Origin of the sequence: Mesorhizobium sp. M0808, from assembly GCF_040320025.1 — a bacterium.
Classification (GTDB): domain Bacteria; phylum Pseudomonadota; class Alphaproteobacteria; order Rhizobiales; family Rhizobiaceae; genus Mesorhizobium.
Genome location: NZ_JAMYOX010000066.1, coordinates 1 through 20,221 on the forward strand (window position 1 = coordinate 1; position 20,221 = coordinate 20,221).

15 protein-coding genes and 3 pseudogenes are annotated in these 20,221 nt (G+C 59.9%); 9 read left to right on the plus strand and 9 right to left on the minus strand.

Annotated elements, in window-relative coordinates:
- Window positions 1-50 precede the first annotated feature (50 nt).
- From NKI25_RS34155 to NKI25_RS34165, 3 genes are all read right to left on the minus strand, one after another.
- Window positions 51-233, minus strand: coding sequence for a hypothetical protein (locus tag NKI25_RS34155; protein ID WP_502897492.1), 183 nt, complete (start codon window positions 231-233; stop codon window positions 51-53).
- 874 nt (window positions 234-1,107) lie between these two features.
- Window positions 1,108-2,550, minus strand: a complete 1,443-nt coding sequence (locus NKI25_RS34160; protein ID WP_352642863.1) for a LuxR C-terminal-related transcriptional regulator — start codon at window positions 2,548-2,550, stop codon at window positions 1,108-1,110.
- Window positions 2,551-4,161: 1,611 nt separating this feature from the next.
- The gene (locus NKI25_RS34165) at window positions 4,162-5,598 is read right to left on the minus strand and encodes a LuxR C-terminal-related transcriptional regulator (protein ID WP_352625065.1); all 1,437 of its coding nucleotides are present in this window, start codon (window positions 5,596-5,598) and stop codon (window positions 4,162-4,164) included.
- 154 nt (window positions 5,599-5,752) lie between these two features.
- On the opposite strand from NKI25_RS34165, the gene NKI25_RS34170 reads away from it, so the two are divergent.
- Together NKI25_RS34170 and NKI25_RS34175 are read left to right on the plus strand one after the other, a co-directional pair.
- A complete protein-coding gene (locus NKI25_RS34170) occupies window positions 5,753-6,049 on the plus strand; it encodes a hypothetical protein (protein WP_352625063.1) in 297 nt (98 codons plus the stop codon).
- A 1,198-nt stretch (window positions 6,050-7,247) separates the two neighbouring features.
- On the plus strand, window positions 7,248-7,742 hold the full coding sequence (locus tag NKI25_RS34175; protein ID WP_210237729.1) for a hypothetical protein: 495 nt from the start codon (window positions 7,248-7,250) through the stop codon (window positions 7,740-7,742).
- A gap of 418 nt (window positions 7,743-8,160) precedes the next feature.
- Here the strand turns inward: NKI25_RS34175 and NKI25_RS34180 are convergent.
- From NKI25_RS34180 to NKI25_RS34190, 3 genes and pseudogenes are all read right to left on the minus strand, one after another.
- A pseudogene (locus tag NKI25_RS34180) lies at window positions 8,161-9,011 on the minus strand (zinc-binding alcohol dehydrogenase family protein); the annotation flags it as partial.
- Window positions 9,012-9,065: 54 nt separating this feature from the next.
- Complete coding sequence (locus tag NKI25_RS34185) at window positions 9,066-9,965, minus strand: SDR family oxidoreductase (protein WP_352708592.1); 900 nt, start codon at window positions 9,963-9,965, stop codon at window positions 9,066-9,068.
- A 69-nt stretch (window positions 9,966-10,034) separates the two neighbouring features.
- Window positions 10,035-10,778: an SDR family oxidoreductase gene (locus tag NKI25_RS34190; protein WP_352625058.1), complete on the minus strand. Its 744-nt coding sequence runs from the start codon at window positions 10,776-10,778 to the stop codon at window positions 10,035-10,037.
- A 112-nt stretch (window positions 10,779-10,890) separates the two neighbouring features.
- Here NKI25_RS34190 and NKI25_RS34195 point away from each other — a divergent pair, with 112 nt between their 5' ends.
- The 5 genes and pseudogenes from NKI25_RS34195 to NKI25_RS34215 all read left to right on the plus strand — a co-directional run bounded on the left by NKI25_RS34195 (window position 10,891) and on the right by NKI25_RS34215 (window position 16,230).
- Window positions 10,891-11,793: a LysR family transcriptional regulator gene (locus NKI25_RS34195; RefSeq protein ID WP_352625057.1), complete on the plus strand. Its 903-nt coding sequence runs from the start codon at window positions 10,891-10,893 to the stop codon at window positions 11,791-11,793.
- A gap of 719 nt (window positions 11,794-12,512) precedes the next feature.
- Window positions 12,513-13,829 carry a DUF2130 domain-containing protein gene (locus NKI25_RS34200; protein WP_353000656.1) on the plus strand — a complete coding sequence of 439 codons (1,317 nt, stop codon included), beginning with the start codon at window positions 12,513-12,515 and terminating at the stop codon, window positions 13,827-13,829.
- Window positions 13,830-13,973: 144 nt separating this feature from the next.
- Window positions 13,974-14,753, plus strand: a pseudogene (gene dinB / locus NKI25_RS34205) (DNA polymerase IV); the annotation flags it as partial.
- A gap of 335 nt (window positions 14,754-15,088) precedes the next feature.
- Window positions 15,089-15,577, plus strand: a complete 489-nt coding sequence (locus tag NKI25_RS34210; protein ID WP_352625054.1) for a hypothetical protein — start codon at window positions 15,089-15,091, stop codon at window positions 15,575-15,577.
- Window positions 15,574-16,230 carry a hypothetical protein gene (locus NKI25_RS34215; RefSeq protein ID WP_352826105.1) on the plus strand — a complete coding sequence of 219 codons (657 nt, stop codon included), beginning with the start codon at window positions 15,574-15,576 and terminating at the stop codon, window positions 16,228-16,230. The genes NKI25_RS34210 and NKI25_RS34215 overlap by 4 nt, the downstream gene beginning before the upstream one ends.
- Before the next feature lie 16 nt (window positions 16,231-16,246).
- Here the strand turns inward: NKI25_RS34215 and NKI25_RS36645 are convergent.
- A pseudogene (locus NKI25_RS36645) lies at window positions 16,247-16,364 on the minus strand (XRE family transcriptional regulator); the annotation flags it as partial.
- Between the two features lie 213 nt (window positions 16,365-16,577).
- A complete protein-coding gene (locus NKI25_RS34220; protein WP_352625052.1) occupies window positions 16,578-16,700 on the minus strand; it encodes a hypothetical protein in 123 nt (40 codons plus the stop codon).
- 144 nt (window positions 16,701-16,844) lie between these two features.
- Between NKI25_RS34220 and NKI25_RS34225 the strand changes: the two genes are divergently transcribed.
- The gene (locus NKI25_RS34225) at window positions 16,845-17,096 is read left to right on the plus strand and encodes a DUF6074 family protein (protein ID WP_352449758.1); all 252 of its coding nucleotides are present in this window, start codon (window positions 16,845-16,847) and stop codon (window positions 17,094-17,096) included.
- A 941-nt stretch (window positions 17,097-18,037) separates the two neighbouring features.
- Here NKI25_RS34225 and NKI25_RS34230 read toward each other — a convergent pair.
- Window positions 18,038-18,160 carry a hypothetical protein gene (locus NKI25_RS34230; protein WP_352625049.1) on the minus strand — a complete coding sequence of 41 codons (123 nt, stop codon included), beginning with the start codon at window positions 18,158-18,160 and terminating at the stop codon, window positions 18,038-18,040.
- Between the two features lie 89 nt (window positions 18,161-18,249).
- On the opposite strand from NKI25_RS34230, the gene NKI25_RS34235 reads away from it, so the two are divergent.
- A complete protein-coding gene (locus tag NKI25_RS34235; protein WP_352708595.1) occupies window positions 18,250-19,935 on the plus strand; it encodes a winged helix-turn-helix domain-containing tetratricopeptide repeat protein in 1,686 nt (561 codons plus the stop codon).
- Window positions 19,936-20,221 lie beyond the last annotated feature (286 nt).

The window sequence follows — 20,221 nt, forward strand, 5'->3', positions numbered from 1 at the left end:
GAATATCATCGCGTCTCCCCATCAAAAACTTGACGCCGGCACCGCGGTGCTCAGGTCCTCATGGCCGCCGGATACACGTCTGCGGTCTTCACCGGATGGGTACGTTCGATCTGGAACCGGCGCAGGTCGTCGGTGGTCGCTGTGTCTGGTGAACGCCCGAGGAACGTCGCCAGGCGTCCGATGTCGCGGAGATAGTTGCGCTGCGTCTCCCGTGAGAAACGCCGCATGTTCATGTCGTAATCAGCCGCTGACGAAGTGGACTGATAGGTGCATCAGAACAGGATAGGGCATGGTCAGGCTCCTTGTTGAAGAAGCCCGTAATGCTCTGCCGCTGCCGAACCACCCTCAATGCGAGTGCGGCGTCCGGTTCGTGATCTCTACCTCACCCCACGCGCCCATCCCGCGTAGCGGGTCGTTCCTCGGCACCCGTTCTAGTCTTGCCAATCCATCCGTGCGATGGTCCGCAGTCAACGCCGCTCGGCCACTGGGCCGACGGCTGAAAGCAACGTGCGCCGTCAGAAAGCGTTGCCCACCCGTTGATCCGCTACGACCTGCCTCGCAGGGTTCCGTTTTCCGCATGCGAGGCCATCGACCGGCTCGGCTTACATCGGCTTTGGCAAGAGTAATAACCGAGCCCACGTACATCAATGTTTCAGCTCGCCAATTCTCGACAAAAGGGCTGTCGATTTGTGGTCATTGTCCTATTCTCAACATCACCTTGCGCCCGTCGGAAAGGGTTCCCGTTCCTGAGCCAGCTGGGGGTTGTCTGCTAGTCAGCGAGAACACGAACCGGGACGAGAGTTGCCCGCAAACGATCGTTCCTTCTCCATGCGAGAACGTAAGATTGACGGTAGCCGTCCCTCGACATTCGACCGCGGTATTGGTCTGTCCGCTAATAGTTCCGCGCCGTGTAATGCTGTTGACGGAAGCGGTCCCGGAAAAGGAAAGCGTCCCATCAACAGTCTGACCGGAGACTGGTGCGATGATGGTGAGCGGATTTTGCGCCTGCGCGTAGCCGACATCGTCTACGACACCATAGGCAATCACCATTGTCGCTAAGATTTGTTTGGTCGCACCGAGGGCTCCGCTATTGTATCTCAATTGAAGCTAGGCCAGCCCCGCGCGGCGGGCGCCCTCCCGGATCGCGGCAACAGCGGGAGGATTGATGACTGGATAGGAGCCGATAAACCCTTCGGCCGAAATGTCTGGAAATTCTCTCGCCAACCGGTTGGCAATCTTCATTGCCTGAGGTGTTTCGCTGAGCACGGCATGCGCCATGGCCTGGAACAGCAACGTTGCGGGCGAGTCCGGCGGTGCTTGGCTGAACGCGGTCAGGCACTCCCTGTGGAGACCTACAACGAAGCTCGATCGGCCCAGCATGCTATAGTACCAGGAAACATGTGGATTGAGACGGATCGCGCGCTTCGCCAGTTCATATCCTTCCAGCGGGTCGCCTGTCACGAACGCCTTTCCTCCGGCAAGCAAGGCGAGGGTATCGGCATCGTGCGGGGCGGCCGCCAAGGCAAGCTCGTGTTCTCTTGCTGTGGCATCGAGATCGCCCTGCAATGCTCGAAGCTCGGCTAGACATATGCGCGCTTGGGTATCACCCGCGTCGAGCGCCAAAGCTCGTTCGAGGCACAGTTTCCAGCGCTCCTTTGCGGCGGAAGGGTCAGTGGTAAACGCATTGATGGCGGCGACGGCATGCGCCAGACCCAAGACTGTCCAGGCTCTGGCAAGACCAGGGTCGAGCTCGATGGCACGCGTCAGAAGCCGCACCGCTTCCGCATTCGAAGCGTGCGTGTACAAATTGTGCTGCTCGACACCGAGCAGATAGTAGTCATAGGCACATAGGCTGGCGGGTTGTTTTCGCCGGACAACATCGCGTCGAAGTTTTGCGAGCTTGCCGCAACAGCTAGCAAGGACATTGACGACGTTTTCGGTGACTATGTCCTGCATCGCAAACAGGTCTTCCGCTGATCGATCATAGCGGGCCGTCCACAAATCGACTCCAGTGCGCGGGTCGACGAGTTGGACGCAGATCCGCAGCTGCTGCGCTGCCGCCTGCAAGGTCCCCTCAAGTAGATAATCCGCATTCAGTTCCCGCCCGATGGATCGCACGTCATCGCGCCGTCCCTTGTACGAGAGCATGGTCTGGCGGGCGATGACCGCAAGGTCGGGGTAGCGAGCGAGGTCGACCATGATGTCCGCCGACAAGCCATCGGCCAAGCGGTTCCATGGTTCCTCCGCGCTCAGATTGTCGAAAGGGAGAACCGCAACGACTGTTGGCCCAGATCCCTCTACCGAGAGGCCACAGGAAGGTGCCTGGCCCGTGTCTTGCTCGCGTTGGTCGGCAAGCAAGGTTGCAAGCGCCAATTTGCTGCGAATATCGAGTTTCCGATAGATGGCCGACAGATGGGTCCGAACGGTAGTCGGCGCTATGAAGAGCGTCTCGCCGATTTCACGGTAGGTCATCCCCTCGGCGAATTTTGCAGCGACCACCCGCTCCCGGTCCGACAGACTGGTCAGAGGATTGCTTACGGCGCGAAGCATCGCCTCAAGTCTCCGATCCGCTACGAGTTGTGGCCAACCCGGCACGGCAAAATACTACAGATGCGATCTCGAAAACACTGCATTTGCACGATTCCATGCGACCGCCAGCAATTCCAGGCTTTCCTGTCGACAGGGTTTCGTCGGGTTGCAGAACCCCGATCCATTCTGGAACAGGAGGAATCCATGACAAAGTCATCTATCTTTGCCGCAATGCTGGTGCTGCCTTTGTCGGCTGGACCATGCTTGTCCGAAGGCACGCAATCTGGTGGCATGCTGATTTCCGAAGATGCCATGAGAGCCGTTAGTGCCGAATTGTATTCAGACATTCTCATCCGAACGTGCAGGAACGGATGGCGCTAGCCTCGGAGCCAAATCGAGAACGGCTTCAAACGGCATATCAAGGAGCTGAAATTGCAACTGGTCGATCAGGGTTACACGATGGTGCCTGGTGTGAAAGCGAACAACACCCCCGGAGTCTCTTCGCAATGGCATTTGTCGCCAAGCGCCAATCTGTCGCCTCGCGCCAGTTCGGCTGTTCCGGCCAATACTGGCTCGACGAGTGACCGTTCTGGAGCGCGCAACCGGGGCAGCATATCAGGCAGGTATTGTGGTCAATTGGCTTCCTAGTCTGGTCGTTTCGGCTCGGTGGCCCCTTGAGTTCCAACCTAGATGTTCGGTCTAGGATCCGACGAATGTCTGGAATGGGTCAGGGGCGCGAATTCGGCCAAGGGCGAACGAGCGTCCGCCTGTTACAAGCGCCATTGCCGCGCGAGCGGCTTAGTCCCTCGGGCAGCGGCAAGCAACGTCGTTGCGGCCAAGATGGGCTCACCAGCGGAATGGCACCTTTCTGGCTAGTTCGTTCCAGAACCGGACCGTCCGCTTTCGGCCCGCCTTTCGGTCCTTCAATGCCACCAGTTCTGACCGCCGCTCCTGGCGCTCCTTGCTCGTTCCGGTGGTTGACACAGTTGACTGCAAGCGACCCGAGGCAGGGTTCAAAACGAGCGCCCACCAAAGTCACCGCTTATTCTCCATTGGCGTTGTTTGACGTACTTTTATCGCGATGCCCTCAAGTGCAGGCTTTTCGCCGGTCTCCGCTCGATTAAAAAGCGCGCTCGACGGCTCCTGCCATCCTCTGGGAGAGCCTCAATCCTGAACATGCCAGACTATATGATGGATAGCCTCTCGCCAGATATGACCCTGATCCGGAGAGTCCCAGAAGGTCAGCTTAGGGTTGACTCAAGCCGTTGCGCGAACGGCGGCTCTGGAGAAGCGCCAGGAAGGTCCGGAACTGGCGCACGTGGTCGGTTGGTGCGTTCAGACATAGCGCGAACGGCAGGTTTGGAGAACCGTCGGGAACGGCGGCTTATGGCGCTACTTGCTCGTTCCCATCGACGAGACGAATGGCAACGTTCCACCGATACTGTTGAAAAGTCCGCGTCGCGGCTGCCCATGGCATTTGCGTCCGTTGCGTACTTTTGTGACTTGCCATCCCGCTGGCAAGACAGTCGATTTGATGTTTGGTGCGGTTAGGCGAGCGATCCCAGCTGGCGGTTCGTTTGCCGTTCGCTCACTGATCATTGGTTAACGAACGCGTCGGCGCTTCAGAAGGCCTCAGTCGCGCCTTGCCAGTTGGGCGGCGTGGCGAATGGCGTGCACCGCGTCGGGGTTGGTCACGGGATAGCCCGTGATGAAGCGTTCGACCGAAAAGTCCGGGAATTCAGCTTTCAAGCGGGCTTCGATCCTGGCCGCCTCGCCGGCCTCGCCCACGGCCGTATGCGCTAGCGCCAAAAACAACAGCACATTCGGAGAATCCAGCGTACTTCTGCGCAGCGCCGCGATGGCTTCCCTGTGCTTGCCGGCCGTGAACAGGATGCGGCCCAGCATGCCGAAATACCAAGGTGGGGCCAGCGGATTGAGGCGCATGGCGCGCTCGATGAGCGGCATCGCCTCGGCTGGATCGCCAGCGACCAGCGCCTTGCTGCCGGCCAGCAGCGCCAGCGTATCGGCATGGTTGGAGCCATATTCGAAGGCGCGGCGATACGCGCGGTCCGCTCCTGCGAGGTCGCCGAGACATCCCCTAAGATCGCCAAGGCAATTGCAGGCAACGCTGTCCATCGGATCGAGCAGAACCGCGTTTTCAACCGCCGTCCGCCAGTTCTCGATCGAGCCCTGCGCATCGTCGCCGAAGCCGTTGGCGCCCTCGATCGAATAGGCATAGGCAAGCGCAGTCCAGGCCCTGACCAACGTGGGGTCAAGCTCCAGCGCGCGTGAAAACAGGCGTATCGCTTCGGCAGTGCCGGCGCGGCTGAATGTGTCCTGCTGTTCAACACCAAGCAGATAACAATCGTAGGCCCGCAGACTGGCCGGCGGTTTGCGGCGAATCGCGTTACGGCCGACCGTGGCAAGCGCTCCGTAGCTGCCGGCGATCACATTGATGACGCTTTCGGTCAGACTGTCCTGCAGCGTAAAAATATCCTCGACTTGACGGTTGTAGCGTTCGCTCCACAGGCTGACGCCGTTGCCCGCGTCGGCGAGCTCTATCGATAACCGAACCCGCCGCTCGTCGGCGCGCAGCTGGCCCGACACGATATAGGTGGCGCCAAGCGCCTTGCCGTCGGCGGGGAAGTCGGCGGGCTTGCTGCCCAGAGATTTCATGGTGTGGAAGGCGATAACTGGCAGATCCGCGTAGCGCGCCAGGTCGATAGTGATGTCCGACGACAGGCCGTCGGCAAAGCGGCGCCAGCGCTCTTCCGAATTCAGGCATTCGATGGGGAATATGGCGAGCACGGGAGAGCCGTCTGGCCAAGGTGACAGCCCATCCGTCCCAGCGCTGATAGCTCTATTGATATGCGAGGCAAGCGCGACTTTGTTGCGCACGCCGAGCTTGTCGTAGATCGAGGCGAGATGGGTCCGCACGGTCGACGGGGCGATGAACAGCGCCTCGCCGATCTCGCGATAAGTCAGTCCGGCGGCGAATTTTTCCGCCACCGCGCGCTCCCGATCGGACAGCGCGCCGTGACCCGGCGAAGATGTCGCGATGCGGCCCATGGCAGACCCGATCGGCACGGTTTCAGCTGTTGCCGAGGCAAAATACTACAAATGCAGGAGCCCGAATACAGCATCTGCCCGATCCCAACGCAGGCGCACGCGATGCAAGCTCCCTTACAGCAAAATGGGTTGCAATGGACCGAGGGAGAATCTCATGCGCGCTGTTTCGATTGTGTTGGTATCCGCGATCCTGGGCTTGTCCGCCGCACCGCCGCCGTCGTTCGCAAGCGGATGCAGGCAGCTGCTAGAGTCGGACGTGAAAATCGCCAGCATGCGCTTCTATGCCGACATCCTGGCCAATGCCGCCCGTAACGGCTGGAACTACGCGCCTGAATCGATCGTCAGCGGCTCAAAGCGGCATTTTGACGAGATGAAACTCCAATTGATCGCCGTCGGCTATGAGATCGTACCCGTCGGCGGCCCCCGGCCGCATTGCGGCATGGCAGGCTGATCGCCAAGTCGTTCTGGCACCCGGTTTCAGATCTGATGACATTGTCGCCCCGACGCGTTGGCTAGTTCCAGTAGCGGGATAATTGCCAGGGGCCGTCAATATCTTTGCTTTGACGCAAGAGGAACGTCGTGTCGGAGATTAAGCGATCCGAACGGTCAGGCGATATCGCTTGCTGCACGGACAAGCCGTGACTATTGGTGAGGAAGTCCCATTTTCATCAACGGCTGGCTTCAGCGAGAACACCATACGCGGAATCACCTTCCCTACTTGTCTTTGCGGCGGACCTGTGTGCGCTTGGCCGGCGTCATCCAAAGCCCACCAGTTCCCAACAGTCGCCGGCCACTTTCAGCGCCTTTCTGGTTTATCACTTGGAACGTCGGCTTTCGACGCGGCCAGCTGGTCGAAGCTCATGCCTGTGCGCGCGTTTGGCGCACTCTGCTGGAGCGAGCAGCTCTACGACTCGAAGCCATAGGCTTGTCACCCAGCTCGTTGTGAGGCGCCCTCTTCATCCCCGTGATCCGAACGCCTGACCACAGGCGTGCCGCTCCGGGCAATTGGCCAGTGCGCGCGTCGCCGGCCGTCGCGCGCCGTTGCCGGATGGAGGTAGCATGGCACGACGAGAACTCTCCCGAGAGGAATTGTTTGCGCTGGTTTGGGAGAAACCTACCCGCGAGATCGGCAGGGATCTTGGCCTGTCAGATGTGGCGATCGGAAACTGTGCGCGCGCCTGCAGGTGCCGAAGCCTCCGCGCGGCTACTGGGCCCGCGTAAAGGCTGGGCAGATGTTGCGCCGCCCACCGCTGGCTGCTTTCCGAGAGGAGCTTGAAACCAGACGCCGGGAGGCTGCGCGCCAAAGAGCAGCGGAATCGTTTTCGAAGCCGCAACGGGAGGTCTATTCGGCGGCCCGCTTTGCGGTCGTTCAGTTGCGAGGGTAGCATGACGCAATCTGACCCGGCTAAGACGTTGCGTGCCTATGCAAAGCATCGGCGTGCGCAGGCCTTGATACCGCTTTCTCAATGACATGACATCGTGTAGTCTTTGCAGCTCTGTTCTTGAAGCTAGAGGCCCGGAGAGGCCTTCGCGGGAGAGCGGCAGTGACATCTACATTCGACGCATCCAAACAACGCGCGTGGTACGCACGTCCTTGCGTGCTCTCGACATGTTCACCGAGCTTTCGAGACGAATCAAAGGAGAACACAATGAGGAGGTTTAGCACGATCACTGCGGTTGCGACGCCTTTGTTAATTATCGCGTCTCCCGTTCAGGCCGAGCCGGTGAAGTTTGAGGCGCTTGTCGCGCAGAAGGAAGCCATCCGGCTCGATTTCGCCGATGCGAGCAAGCACTTCTTCTTGCTGGTCCGACGGGAAGGCAAGTCCGAAGGTCAGGGTCCACTCGCCGGCGCGACCGTTCAGGAATATGGCGCTCACGACGTCGTGCCAGGCGTTGGCGGCGAACCGCGCGGCTATCTGGAATTCGCTACGACGGATGGCAACAAGGCCTACATAAAATGGGTTATCCAGGCGGTGTTCGTCCCCGGGCCTGATGGTAAGCCGAAGCTCCTGGACAATGGAGTGTGGCAGGTCGTTGGCGGCACCGGCAAGCTGGAGAAGCTCAAAGGCGCCGGAAGCTTTCGTTTGCTGCCAACCGGTCCCACCGAGCGCCGTTTCGTGATGGAAGGCGAACTCGTCCAGTAGGGATCGCCGTCGAAGACGAAATTACTCGCTGGTTGCCGATCGTCACAGCGCTCGGCCTAAGCTTGACTGAGCGGTTCGAGTCGACTGGGCCATGGTGCCCACCACATCAGCGTGGGCTTGTCAGCTGATGGCACCACGTGCTCGTTCTGTAGCCGAACGGCAACTTCCCACCCTTCTCCGACCCTCGATTTCGCGCGGGACTGGAGCTCGGAATCGGGCCGCTGTTCATGATATGATCTTTCTACCGTATATCTGTGCCCCTTTAATGTTCAGGGGTTGTAGTCGTGTTGCTGTCCGCAAAGAGCCATCAGTGCCGGTTGCCGCGAATGTCGGCTATCAGGCAGCGAAATGTGAAGGGCAACTCAGGGTCACAAAGCGACGCTTCAGCCCGCGTCGCTCTGTCCGTTGTCGCAGGTTCTCACAGGTCGATCTGTTCAGAGATCGCCAAAGCGTCGTCCCCTTCGATGCCGAGATAGCGGACCGTGCTCTCAAGCTTCGTATGGCCCAGGAGCAGTTGCACCGCGCGAATGTTTCCCGTCTTCGTGTAGATCTGCGCGGCTTTCGTACGCCTCATCGAATGAGTTCGGTCCAGGTCGTGCCGGACGCGCGCTTTGTTCAGAATTTCGCCCTGCTCGGCCAGATCCTGCGTGCCGTAAATCGAACGCGTGAACATCAGCTCATGGTGGATCGACACCGCCTTAGGCTTGAACAGCATGATGTCGAACGTCTTCGGGTCGTCGATGAGGCCAAACCGACCCTGCGGCGCGATCAGCTCGGCAATCTCGCTGACATGCTTTTCGGTGTGCGTCGTCGAAAAGACAAAGGCTGGCGCACCGATACCAAGTGCGGCGAATTCAGCGGCAAGCGGTTTGGAATGATCAATGACGTGATGGGCGCCGAGCGTTTTGACCATGCCTGCGTGTCGGAGCGCGATGCCGTGGCGATCACGGTGAGATCGGTGCACTGGCGTGCGATCTGAATGGCGATTGAACCGACGCCGCGCGCTCCCCCAACGATGAGGATCGCGGGCGCCGCACCTGGCACAGCCCTGTGCACGTCGAGGCGGTCGAAGAAGGCTTCCCAGGCAGTGAGCGACGTCAGCGGCAGTGCTGCCGCCTCGGCCCAGTCCAGCGATTTGGGCTTCTTGCCGACGATGCGCTCATCGACGAGATGGAACTCGGCATTGGCGCCCGTCCGAGCAATTGAGCCGGCATAGAATACCTCGTCGCCCGGCTGGAACAACGTGACCTCAGGGCCTACGGCGCCGATACTTGAGACGCAGATAAGTCGTATCTGCGCGGTCCGTCGGCGGGGCATTCTGCGTCAGGAGACGCGGGGCGTGAGCAGGACTTCCAGGCCGATGTTGCGGTACATCTCACGGCGCATGCGGTCGGCGACGCCATTGACGATCTCGGCCCCGTCTTGCGACGGATCGACGTGGACCCGGAACGGACGCTTGCCGAAGGGCGCGCCGACGACGCGAACGATCTCGCGGGCCACTTGTGCCGGATCGGCGTCGGCGGGTTCCAGGCCCGCTAGGCCCTTCAGCGCTTTGTCGGCGATCCCGGCGTAGGGGCCGGATTCATACTCTGCGACTCGGACCGTATCGGACGGCGAACCGGAGTGAGCGAAGTGGTTGGTGCCCTTGGTGAAGGCGCCTGGCACCATGATCGTCGTCTCGATGCCCCACAGGGCCAGTTCAGTCGAATAGGACACCGCCAGGGCGTCCATGGCCGCCTTGGCGGCGAAGTAGGGCGCCAGGAAGGGCGGCGTGCCGCCGCGCGTCGAGGACGAGCCGACCCAGACCAGCAGACCCTTGCCCTGGCCGCGCATGTGCGGCAGCGCGGCGCGATTAACCCGCTGCGCGCCCAGCACGTTGACGTCGTACTGCTGGATGAACTGGTCCGGGGTGAAGGCCTCGGCAGGGCCGAATACCATATGCCCGGCATTGTGGAGGATGACGTCGAGCCGGCCTATGTCCTTCAGAACATGAGCGATACCGGTCTCCGCCGAGGTGTCGGACTGGACGTCCAACTCGATGGTGCGCAGGTCGAGGCCATGCTCCTTCGACCAGGCGGCGACTTCGGCGACGCGAGGAGCGTTGCGGCCTTCGGTCTCGCGCATGGAGGCATAGACCGTGTGGCCGGCTTCGGCCAGGGCGCGTGCGGCCATGAGGCCGAAGCCCGACGAGGCGCCGGTGACGAGGATGACTTGCTTGGACATGGTGATGGTCCTTCTTCTGGATTTGGATGAACTTATGGCTGTGTTGTGGTCTTTGGCGGTCGGCTGAGATCAAATGATCCCGCCATTGGCGCGCAATATCTGGCCGTTGATCCAGGAGCCGTCTGGCCCCGCCAGGAAGGCGACGGCGTTGGCGATGTCTTCGGGCTGGCCGAGACGTTCAAGCGGCGCCAGCTTCGCGAGGCGGTCGATCAGCTCCTGCGGTTTGCCGTCGAGGAAGAGCTTCGTGGCGGTCGGTCCGGGGGCGATCGCGTTGACGGTGATGTTCCGGCCCCGCAATTCCCTCGCGAGAATGGGAGTCATGGCCTCGACCGCGGCCTTGGTGCCGGCATAGACGCCATAGGTAGGCTGCAGCAGCCCCACGACACTTGAGGAGAAGTTGACGATCCGACCACCGTCGCGCAGGCGCTTGGCCGCTTCGCGCAGCGTGTTGAACGTGCCCTTCAGGTTGATCGCGATCTGGCGATCGAACAGCGCATCATCACTCTCAGCGATCGTCGCCAGATTCATGATGCCGGCATTGTTGATCAGCACGTCAACGCCGCCGAAAGCGGTCTCGGCGGAATCGAACATGCGGCGTACGGCTTGTGCGTCTGAAATATCGGCCTGCGCAGTAACCGCCCGCCCGCCGCCCGCCGCTTCGATCCTGGCGACCACCGCATCCGCCGAGGCGGCGTTGCCGGCATAGTTCACCACCACGGTGAAGCCGTCCTTGCCGAGGCGTTCGGCGACGGCCGCGCCGATGCCGCCCGAGGCGCCGGTCACGATGGCAACCTTCTGTGTCTGATTGGTCATCGTCTGTCTCCTTCTGTGGGTGTCGTTGTGGCTCCTGATGACAGACAGATGCACCTTTCGCTTATGCAGATAATCATGCATTATCCGGCATCACTATCCGACAGGTCGTATTATGGATCGTTTCGACGCCATGCGCGTCTTCACTCGCATCGTCGAACGCAGGAGCTTTACCAAAGCTGCCGATGACCTCAGTCTGCCGCGTTCATCCGTGACAGACGCCGTGCAAGGGCTGGAGGCGCGGCTCGGTGTGCGGCTGTTGCAGCGGACCACCCGTCAGGTCAGCCCCACACTGGATGGCGAGGCCTATTACCAACGATGCGTCAGCCTTATCGCTGACCTGGAGGATGCCGAGGGCGCTTTCGTCGGCGCTAAGCCGTCAGGCCTCATCCGCGTGGACGTGCATGGCACGCAAGCGCGGCACTTCCTGTTGCCCGGTCTGCCGCGCTTTCGCGAAATGTACCCCGACATCCGCCTGCATTTCAGCGAGGCGCATCAGCCCGTGGACCTGATCCGGGAAGGGTTCGACTGCATCCTGAGAGCGGGCGAGCTGGCCGACAGCGCGCTAATCAGGCGGCGGCTGGCTATTCTGGAGCGGGGCACCTTTGCCAGTCCGGACTATCTTAAGCGGCTGGGCACGCCGAACACACCCGACGACCTTAATGGCCATGAAATGATCGGGCTGCTTGCGCCCGACACGACCGAGGTCGTCCCTCTCGCTTTCCTTGTGAAAGGAAAAGTGAACCGCATCACGCTGCCTGCCATGATGACGGTGACCGGCCCGGAGACGAACGTTGCCGCCGCCGGTCTTGGCCTTGGGCTCATTCAGGTGCCGCGCTATCGTGTAGTCTCGGAGCTGGCGAGCGGCGCGCTTATCGAAGTCTTAGCCAACTTCCCACCGACGCCCTTGCCAGTTCACGCGCTTTATTCGCACAAGCACCAGCTGTCGCCGCGGCTGCGAGTGTTCATCGACTGGGTGGCGGAGCAATTCCGCGACAAGACTGCACCGAAAATATGATACCTTCCCCCAAGGGCGCAGACGATGCTCCGATTGTTTGCAATTATCGGTCGATTCGTGAATGGCAACCTGGGCACCAGACGCAGCCTAGTCGTCACTGCCGCCAACGATCTGCCCGGTGGGACGCCCGCGGGCTCGCGCATTGGCGGCCACTATCGCGCAGATTCATAGCGGCGTTAGAGGGCTATAGAGTAGACAAAGTTCTCATCTTCATCCCGCACCGCCCGCCGCGAAGTGGCCTTATGTCAAGTTTTCCGCTGATAGCGCGCATTGTGCTGCGGACACCGGGAGTCCGAATAGGGTCAAAGGCGTGAATTTGAGACGACATCACGGTCTCAATCAGCGCGGATAGAGATTTCAGTTTCGAACGGAAACGGGAAGCTGAAATAGCTGGCGGATTGTCGGTGCAATGAAAGAATCAGCCCAGCGAGCTTTCAGCCACGTCCAGGCGAAAAAGACGGAATTCGGCATTTGCGCGCGGTTTCGACATTTCGAAAATACACGTCGAGGTAATCGACCTCCGTGGCAATCGAGTCGAGGCTGAGGTTGCTGCCGCTCGCGCAGGCGATCGTTCCGCAAAACAAGTGAAAGAAGCGCGCCTTCCCTAGCTTTGCGGCGGGGATAACCCATCAGTTCACTCTTTGTTCTTTTCCGAAAACGCTTGGCGAGATATAGTCTGGGGTGTCCTAAAACAGATTCCCCAGGGAGGCAGCGCGCAGATGACCGTCCAGCCCACTAACATGCTGCAGGGGGACAGGATTCTCAATGAACCGACCATCAGCTGCCCAAGCTGCAAGACGGAAATCAAGCTCAATGAGTCGCTCGCCGCCCCTTTGATTGCCGCCACGCGTGAAGAATACGAAATGCGCCTGGCGCAGAACAAGGCATCGATGGCTGCCAGAGAAGAGGAGCTTAAGCGCCAGCAGGCCGAGATCGCCGCCGCCAAAGAGGACATCGGCAACCAGGTGGCTGAGCAAATCAAGCTTGAGCGTGCCGGAATCGCGATCGAGGAGGCCCGCAAGGCAAAACTGCTGCTGTCGGTAGACCTGGAGGATAAGGATAAAAAGCTGGCTGAGCTGGAGGCGACGTTGAAGGCGCGTGACGAAAAGCTCACCGAGGCCCAGCAGCAACAGGCGGAATTCCTGAAAAAGCAGCGTGCGCTTGACGACGAAAAGCGCGAGATGGCGCTGATCATCGAAAGGAAGATCCAGGAAGGACTGGACGCCGTTCGAGTCAAGGCGAGGTCGGAAGCCGAAGACGGCCTTAAAATGAAGGTTGCGGAGAAAGAAGAACAGATCGCCGGCATGCAGCGTCAGATTGAGGAGCTGAAGCGTCGTGCGGAACAGGGTTCCCAGCAGCTTCAGGGTGAAGTGCTGGAGCTCGAGCTGGAAGCCCTCATTGCCAGCCGGTTCCCGATGGACATCATTGAACCGGTTGCCAAGGGTGAGTTCGGCGGAGATGTCCTGCACCGCGTGGTCGGACCGGCCGGCCAGCCATGCGGCGCCATTTTATGGGAATCGAAACGCACCAAGAACTGGAGCCAGGGTTGGCTGGGGAAGCTCAGGGCGGATCAACGGGCGGCGAAAGCGGATATCGCGCTTATGATCTCCGAAGCTCTGCCTCCCGGTGTGGAAACCTTCGATCTTCTGGACGGCGTCTATGTCGCCCATCCCAAATGCGCGATGCCGATCGCAATCATGCTCCGGCAATCCCTTATCGAGCTGGCGAACTCCCGCCTCGCCCAGGACGGCCAAGCTACCAAAATGGAGCAGGTCTATGGCTATCTGACCGGTCCGCGGTTCCGCCATCGCGTCGAGGCCATCGTCGAAAAGTTCTCTGATATGCAGGAGGACCTGGCCAAGGAACGCAAGGCCTCAACACGCCTGTGGGCCAAGCGGGAGGCTCAAATACAAGTCGTAATCGAATCGACCGTCGGGATGTACGGCGATTTGCAAGGCATCGCTGGAAAGGTGATGCAAGAGATTGAGTGCTTGGAGGTCCTGGCTATTGAAGCATCTCCGCCCGGTGCCGGATAGGCAATCGGTATGCAGCTCAACAGGAAAACGATTGGGCAATCTGGAGCGGCTTCCCCAGACGTAACCATCGAACTTCTTCAGATGGCGTAAGCAAAAGAAGTCCGCCGCACCTGAGGCAAACATCGTCGGCCGATCGCTGTGGCCGACGTCTATAAGGCGGTCTCGCAGCAAATCCGGGAGATCTTCGCCGAGCACACGCCGCTGATCGAACCGCTTTCGCTGGACGAGGCCTATCTCGACGTGACCGAAAACATGCGCGGGATGGCCTCGGCGACCGAGATCGCCGAGGCGATCCGGGCGACGATCAGGGCGAAGACCGGCCTTACCGCCTCAGCCGGTGTCAGCTACAACAAGTTCCTCGCCAAGATGGCCTCCGATCAGGGCAAGCCTGATGGGCTATTCGTTATCACGCCGAAGATGCGGCCGAGCTTCGTCGAAGTGCTGCCGGTGAAGAAATTCCACGGCATCGGTCCTGCCACCAATTCGAAGATGGAACGGCTCGGAATCCGCACCGGCGCCGATCTGCGGGCGCAGACATTGCCGTTCCTGCAGGGACATTTCGGCAAGGCCGGACCGTATTATTACTGGATAGCGCGTGGCATCGACGAGCGACCGGTGCAGCCTGATCGCGTGCGCAAGTCCGTAGGAGCGGAGGATACGTTTGCGCGGGATCTGTTCACGATAGCAGAGGCACGCGAAGGGTTGCGTCCGCTCATAGAAAAGGTGTGGCGGTATTGCGAACACAACGAAATCTCTGGGCGCGCGGTGACGCTCAAGGTCAAGTATGCCGATTTCCGCCAGATTACGCGGCGTCGCACCAGTGAAACCGACCCGCGAGATCGCCAAGGATCTTGGCCTATCAGACGTGGCGATCAGAAACTGTTCGCGCGCCTGCAGGTGCCGAAGCCTCCGCGCGGCTATTGAGCCCGCGTACAGGCTGGGCAGACATTGCGCCGCCCACCGCTGGCCGCTTTCCGAGAGGAGCTTGAAACCAGACGCCTGGAGGCTGCGCGCGAACGAGCAGCGGAATCTCTCTCGAAACTGCAACGGGAGTTCTATTTGGCGGCCCTGACCGATCTGTCCGGCCGCGGTATCGATGTCCGCGCGGCACAACCTCGGGGAAGCAGGCTGCCAGACCTCGACGCGGACCTCGCGGCTCAGATCCTTCTCCTCATCCAGGGTCGCGCCCAGGACTGGTCCTGGAAGGTAGGATAGCCACACGCTGGGGAACCTCCGTCCAGAGCAGTGCGGCGAGGCTCGTGGAACGGCTGCTACCATTGGCGCGAGCGCAGCTGCTGCTGTTCGAAACCGAAGGTACGCGGCACTCCTACGTTGCGAACGGGCCTGTCATTTTCGTGCGTCTGACAGCGCAACTGCAGGAGCGGATCGCGATGCTTGCCAGAATGGTGCGGGACCAAAAGCTCCAGCATGTGGTCATGCCGTTGATTGCAGCCGATCATGCGTGGTCGGCGCATCATCTCCATGGGCCGGAGTCGCAGCTGTTTCTGGACAGCTGGCTGTGCGTTTCGGCAAGCGAGATCTGGGTCGAATGGAGCCGCAAGCCTTGGCGCGAGGAAGATCCGCCGGTGCGGTTCGCTACAGGTCCTATAGGCCTGCGCGCCGTCATGCCGATTGATTTCATGCCTGTCCGAGAGGCCGCTCTGCCGGCGGCGATTTCCGCTGCAACAGTCAAACCATATCACAAGCGCCTTCGCGCACTTCTGGAAGCCGAGCGGGTCATGAGATGATGAGCCGTGCCGCCTATGAGATGGAGCGGGAAGTTCCTGGCGAGATCCTGGCTGTGGCGGACCGGATCTGGTTTGGGGAAAAGAGGCCCTTTCAGACCGCGCGGGAGGCTTGGCGGTATGTTGAGGATGAACTGGAACGCTGGGAGAAGGAGCTCGAGGCCGGGCGATCTGATTTGGCCCGATCGATCCTCGGAATCAGGCCCGGAGACATCGTTGCGTCGCAGAGCCGCGGCGGGCTGTTGCGGCTTTCGGTCATCGGGATTTCGCTCTACCCCAGCGACGGGCATGTCACCTTCGTCGTCCAGGGGATTCGTTTTCGCAAGGACGGCACACTCGGCAAGTTGCACGAAACACTGACTTGTCATTCAAAGACGAAGGCAAGCGGAGGCAAGATAGGCAAAGGTGATTGGGCGCCGGTCAGGGAGGCAACCAACGATTTCGGCGGCACCCTCCAACATTCCGTCCATCCGGTCGGAAGCGCATGGTTCAGTTCAACGCTTCGACTATCAGTCGCAAACTACACATCACAAGGTAGTGGATATTCAACTCACTTGCAGATTACCCCACTGGTCACGCGGCGTCCAATATGTCCGACTCCGCCTCAAGTATTTCCACAGAATAGGGACAGCGATCGCGCGATCCGATCCCGATAGCCCTTGTTGTACCTTAGACCCGACTCGATGTTTTGGATTTCCTCAGCGGCTAGCCCGCACGCCACCGCCAAGTCCTCGATCGAATACCCAAGGTACTCACGATAAGCGCAAATGATATGGATCCCCTCCGACATAGCTGCCAAGACTGTCCCGGGAATGCGCGAATCCTTCATAGACACCTCCAAGAACAACAGGGATGCCTAACACAATCGGGAGATTTCCTCCCGACCTGGCGATCCCAGCAAATGAAATAAATGGACGTCGATTCGGCCGGATCGGCCTCGTCCATGGAAAAGGCCACCTGAATTGGCCGCCAGGTCGGAGTATGGCGGTTCACCTGGTTCTGATCAAGTCCAAGAGCCTGCCTGCCCTAAGATGGCCTGACCGGCTGTACCGCTCGCTTCCTGCGCGATCACCCGCGGTCCATCATAGCCGATGGACTTCTTGAACAGGAACTCGAACTCGCCCATGCCGCCGCGTCCAGTGGCTGTTCGAGGTACCGTCCACCGAGGCGGACGCTTTATTCCATTGCTGACCATTGTCCAAAAGCGCTGTTAACCAAATTTTCTCACCCGCCAATGCTTATTCGCGCGACTGAAGGGGTGAGGTGATCGATGTGTGATTCAAACATAAGCGCGTTTCCGCTGCATCGGCGGCGGAAGTTGGTCGAAGGGATCGCCCGGGTCCTAGAATCCAAGAACGGGGAGGACGCGAACGCCTTCTGGCGCAACACCGCTAAGGCAATTCTCGTTCAACTGTCCGAATCAGGAATTGCACCCGGGGTCGCCGAACAGGAAGTTGGAACGCTTCTTCATGCTGTCTTGGGCGATATCGCCACCCGCAGTGCTGCGAAACTTGCACAATAGCATCGGCTCACGACGAAGGATTGCCGCATAGAGACGCCCCGGGGCTCAGCAAGCGTAGCACCACTGCATCCGTCAAATGCAAGGTTTCTCAGTGCGGATGAAAAGATCACCGCGTTCGTCGAAATCATGCGCGCGGATGTGCTCTCGGGCGAGATACGGTTCCGCTTCGCCTGTCCGGCGGTCATCGACCAAATCGAGGTAGGCGATGCGGAAACCCGCATTCATGGAAGGCCGACGGACCTTTTCCACGAGCTGAACCGCAAAACCAAGCCGTTGAGTTCCACACTGCACTCTTATGTAACAGACCCAAGGTTGATTGACGATCCTGTCCCAGGTCCACGCGGTCCCGAACCGGCACAACGCGCCATGAACTGCCGTTCGGCGTAGGCGGCCCAATGGCGGAGTTGGCGCGAAGCCGACATTGGTAGCCGCGCATGGTGAGTCCTGCTCTCGATGCAACAAGTCCCGGATTGCGTTTGGGCGGCGGTTTGGGACGGTTCGCGTGTGTCACGCCGAATGACTGGCACAAAGAGGTATTTCACGGTGCGTTCGCGCGTCAGCAACAGCGCCTTCGACGTGTCCATATCGGGGTCGCGGCGGGTTCAGGTGTAGAGATTGAACTCGTCGCTAGTGCTCAGGATGATGCGAGGGCCGCCTTCGCTGACTTGCTCCCTGAGGCGGGCGACAGTAACCGCCGGGGTTGGGACTCGTCTGAGCATTGTAACCAGAAGCGATAGTCGTTTATTTCCTCTCACAGATGTAAGCGGTTGACAGATATTTAAGACCAACAGGAGGCCAGATAAATTCATATTGGTGTTTCAGATATTTGCATTCGGCCTCTGAAACCAACACCTTGGGAGGAAAGCCATTTTCATGATTGCCGGCTACTACGGTGCCGTCAAAATTTAACAGAAGGGTAATTAACAGAAACTGTTCCATCGCTATCCCCTAATCTCCCTGACATGGTCAGGGCCGCAGAGTTTCGCGATGCGGGAATCCGCTTTTGCAGCCGTTTGCACTGCCAAAAGAAGAGCGAGCTCGATGATGAGCTTGGTGCGATTCATGTCGTCCTCCGTCCCATCCAGTGCTGCTGGGATCGCTTGGAAGCGACGGCCGAATGGGCTAGAGTTAGGAGGCGCGCCAGGTGGGTGAAATGTCCCGAACGGCCCCTGAAATTGACCTGAAATCTGCTGAAACGGTCAAGTTTCGCGGTTTTGTCTTCCTGACGAAAAGCAAAGAATTCCGAACCGTCGAAGGCAAAGCGATCAGTCTTCGCAGCCAGTCCGCCGAGGTGCTCTCCGTGCTCGCGGCGCGACCGGGCGAAATCGTGTCCAAGGATGCGCTGATGCAAGCGGTTTGGCCCGATACCTTCGTGACCGACGACAGCCTCACTCAATGCATTGCCGATATCCGCCGCGCCTTGGGGGACGACGCGCACGTCATCGTGGAAACCCTCCCCAAGAGAGGCTACCGGCTGAATGCCAATCCGTCGGACGCGGCGGACGCAAACGCCGCAGCCGGCACGAAACGTGCCAAGACACGATTCTCGCAGCGCGGCTTCATTCTTGCTGCAATCGTTCTCGCTGCGGCAGCGATCGGCGCATACTACGGCGCGGAAATATGGCGAGCCGCTCCAGTTCCTTCGAGCGACATGCCGAGGATTGCGATCCTTCCCTTCGACGACTTCAGTACCGGCGCGGATAAGGGATATCTCAGCGATGCCGTCGCCGAGGGGATCATCACCGAGCTTTCGCGGAGCAAGACTTATGCCGTCATCGCCCGAAACTCGAGCTTCAGGTACCGCGACCAGCCGGTCGACACCAGGAAGATCGGAGATGAACTCGGCGTCGACTACCTGCTCGAAGGCAGCCAGCAGAAGGTCGGAGATCGGCTGAAAGTGACCGCCCAGTTGCTGAATGCGCATGACGGATCGCATGTCTGGGCCAACACCTACAACCGGGAGATTGGCAATTTTTTCGTCATCCAGGAGGAAATCATCCGCACGCTTGCGGATCGGGTCGGGCAGAGAATCCAGCGCCCGCTGCCAAGGAGTGACGCCGCGCAGGTCAGCGCGCTGCGCTATTACCTGATGGGAAGGGCCGAGCTGATGGGAAGGGCCGAGATCAATTTCTCTGCCGCGGGGAACGATCTGCTAAGGCAGTTCAGCCTCAAGGCGATCGAAGCGGATCCGAACGCCCAGTTCGGCTATATCGGGATGGCCTGGTCCTATCGCCATGACGCGGTATTCTGGCACAAGCAGGAAAATAACCCCGACGAGGCGTTGAAGCGGGCCGCCGAATACGCCGATAAGGCTATTCTACTCGCTCCCGACGATTCCGAGGCGCATAACATCCGCGCCAGCATCCACACCGAAGCCGGCGAGATGGAGCAGGCCCTTGCCCGGTACGATCAGGCGATCGCCCTGAACCCCAGCGACTCGAATATCCTCGTCATGAGTGCAGGCGTGCTGCTGAATGTTGGCCGCACGGACGAAGCGATCGATCGGATCGAGCAGGCCAAGGGCATCGATCCTTTTTACCCTGACTGGTTCCACTGGCAGATGGGCTGGGCGCTCTACGAAAAGAACGATTGCGGGGCTGCGCTGACGGCGATGCGGAAAATGTCCAGAATCCCGAGCGGCGCACACCGAATGCTTGCGGGGATCCACGCTTGTCTGGGAAACAAGCGGGAAGCAAAGGAAGCACTTGCGGTTTTCCTCAAAGACTCGCCCGGCGACTCCATCAGCAAACAACGCAGGCAGTGGGAGAAGAACTACCTCGCCGCCGGGGCCCTCGAGCGCTGGATCGGACACATGCGGTTCGCGGGGTTGCCGGACTGAACGGCTGTCCGGTTGTGGCCCGGCAGAAGTCCGATAGGCCGAATAAAAACCGTTGAAGCCTTTGTGTTGTGGACGGTGGTTGCCCTCAAAGCAAGATCATCCTTCATAGGAATATTGGGTGCGGGAAAGTCGGCATTGGGGCCGACTTGCGCCACAGTACGCTCGCACCCCAACTTCTGGAACGGGTCATGGCCGTGAATTGACCCGGAGCGAGCGAGCTTCCGCTTAGGGTCGGTCTTTCGCGTTCCCTCAGAATCGCAAGAGCGTGGGGTGAGCGGTACTACAT

Bases quoted from the DNA above. Each gene is read 5' to 3' on its own strand.
- NKI25_RS34225 (WP_352449758.1), top strand. From the start codon at position 16,845: ATGTGTGATTCAAACATAAGCGCGTTTCCGCTGCATCGGCGGCGGAAG.
- NKI25_RS34215 (WP_352826105.1), top strand. From the start codon at position 15,574: ATGATGAGCCGTGCCGCCTATGAGATGGAGCGGGAAGTTCCTGGCGAG.
- NKI25_RS34220 (WP_352625052.1), bottom strand. From the start codon at position 16,700: ATGGGCGAGTTCGAGTTCCTGTTCAAGAAGTCCATCGGCTATGATGGA.
- NKI25_RS34190 (WP_352625058.1), bottom strand. From the start codon at position 10,778: ATGACCAATCAGACACAGAAGGTTGCCATCGTGACCGGCGCCTCGGGC.
- NKI25_RS34155 (WP_502897492.1), bottom strand. From the start codon at position 233: ATGAACATGCGGCGTTTCTCACGGGAGACGCAGCGCAACTATCTCCGC.
- NKI25_RS34200 (WP_353000656.1), top strand. From the start codon at position 12,513: ATGACCGTCCAGCCCACTAACATGCTGCAGGGGGACAGGATTCTCAAT.
- NKI25_RS34230 (WP_352625049.1), bottom strand. From the start codon at position 18,160: ATGAATCGCACCAAGCTCATCATCGAGCTCGCTCTTCTTTTGGCAGTG.
- NKI25_RS34185 (WP_352708592.1), bottom strand. From the start codon at position 9,965: ATGTCCAAGCAAGTCATCCTCGTCACCGGCGCCTCGTCGGGCTTCGGC.
- NKI25_RS34160 (WP_352642863.1), bottom strand. From the start codon at position 2,550: ATGCTTCGCGCCGTAAGCAATCCTCTGACCAGTCTGTCGGACCGGGAG.
- NKI25_RS34235 (WP_352708595.1), top strand. From the start codon at position 18,250: ATGTCCCGAACGGCCCCTGAAATTGACCTGAAATCTGCTGAAACGGTC.
- NKI25_RS34195 (WP_352625057.1), top strand. From the start codon at position 10,891: ATGGATCGTTTCGACGCCATGCGCGTCTTCACTCGCATCGTCGAACGC.
- NKI25_RS34175 (WP_210237729.1), top strand. From the start codon at position 7,248: ATGAGGAGGTTTAGCACGATCACTGCGGTTGCGACGCCTTTGTTAATT.
- NKI25_RS34170 (WP_352625063.1), top strand. From the start codon at position 5,753: ATGCGCGCTGTTTCGATTGTGTTGGTATCCGCGATCCTGGGCTTGTCC.
- NKI25_RS34165 (WP_352625065.1), bottom strand. From the start codon at position 5,598: ATGGGCCGCATCGCGACATCTTCGCCGGGTCACGGCGCGCTGTCCGAT.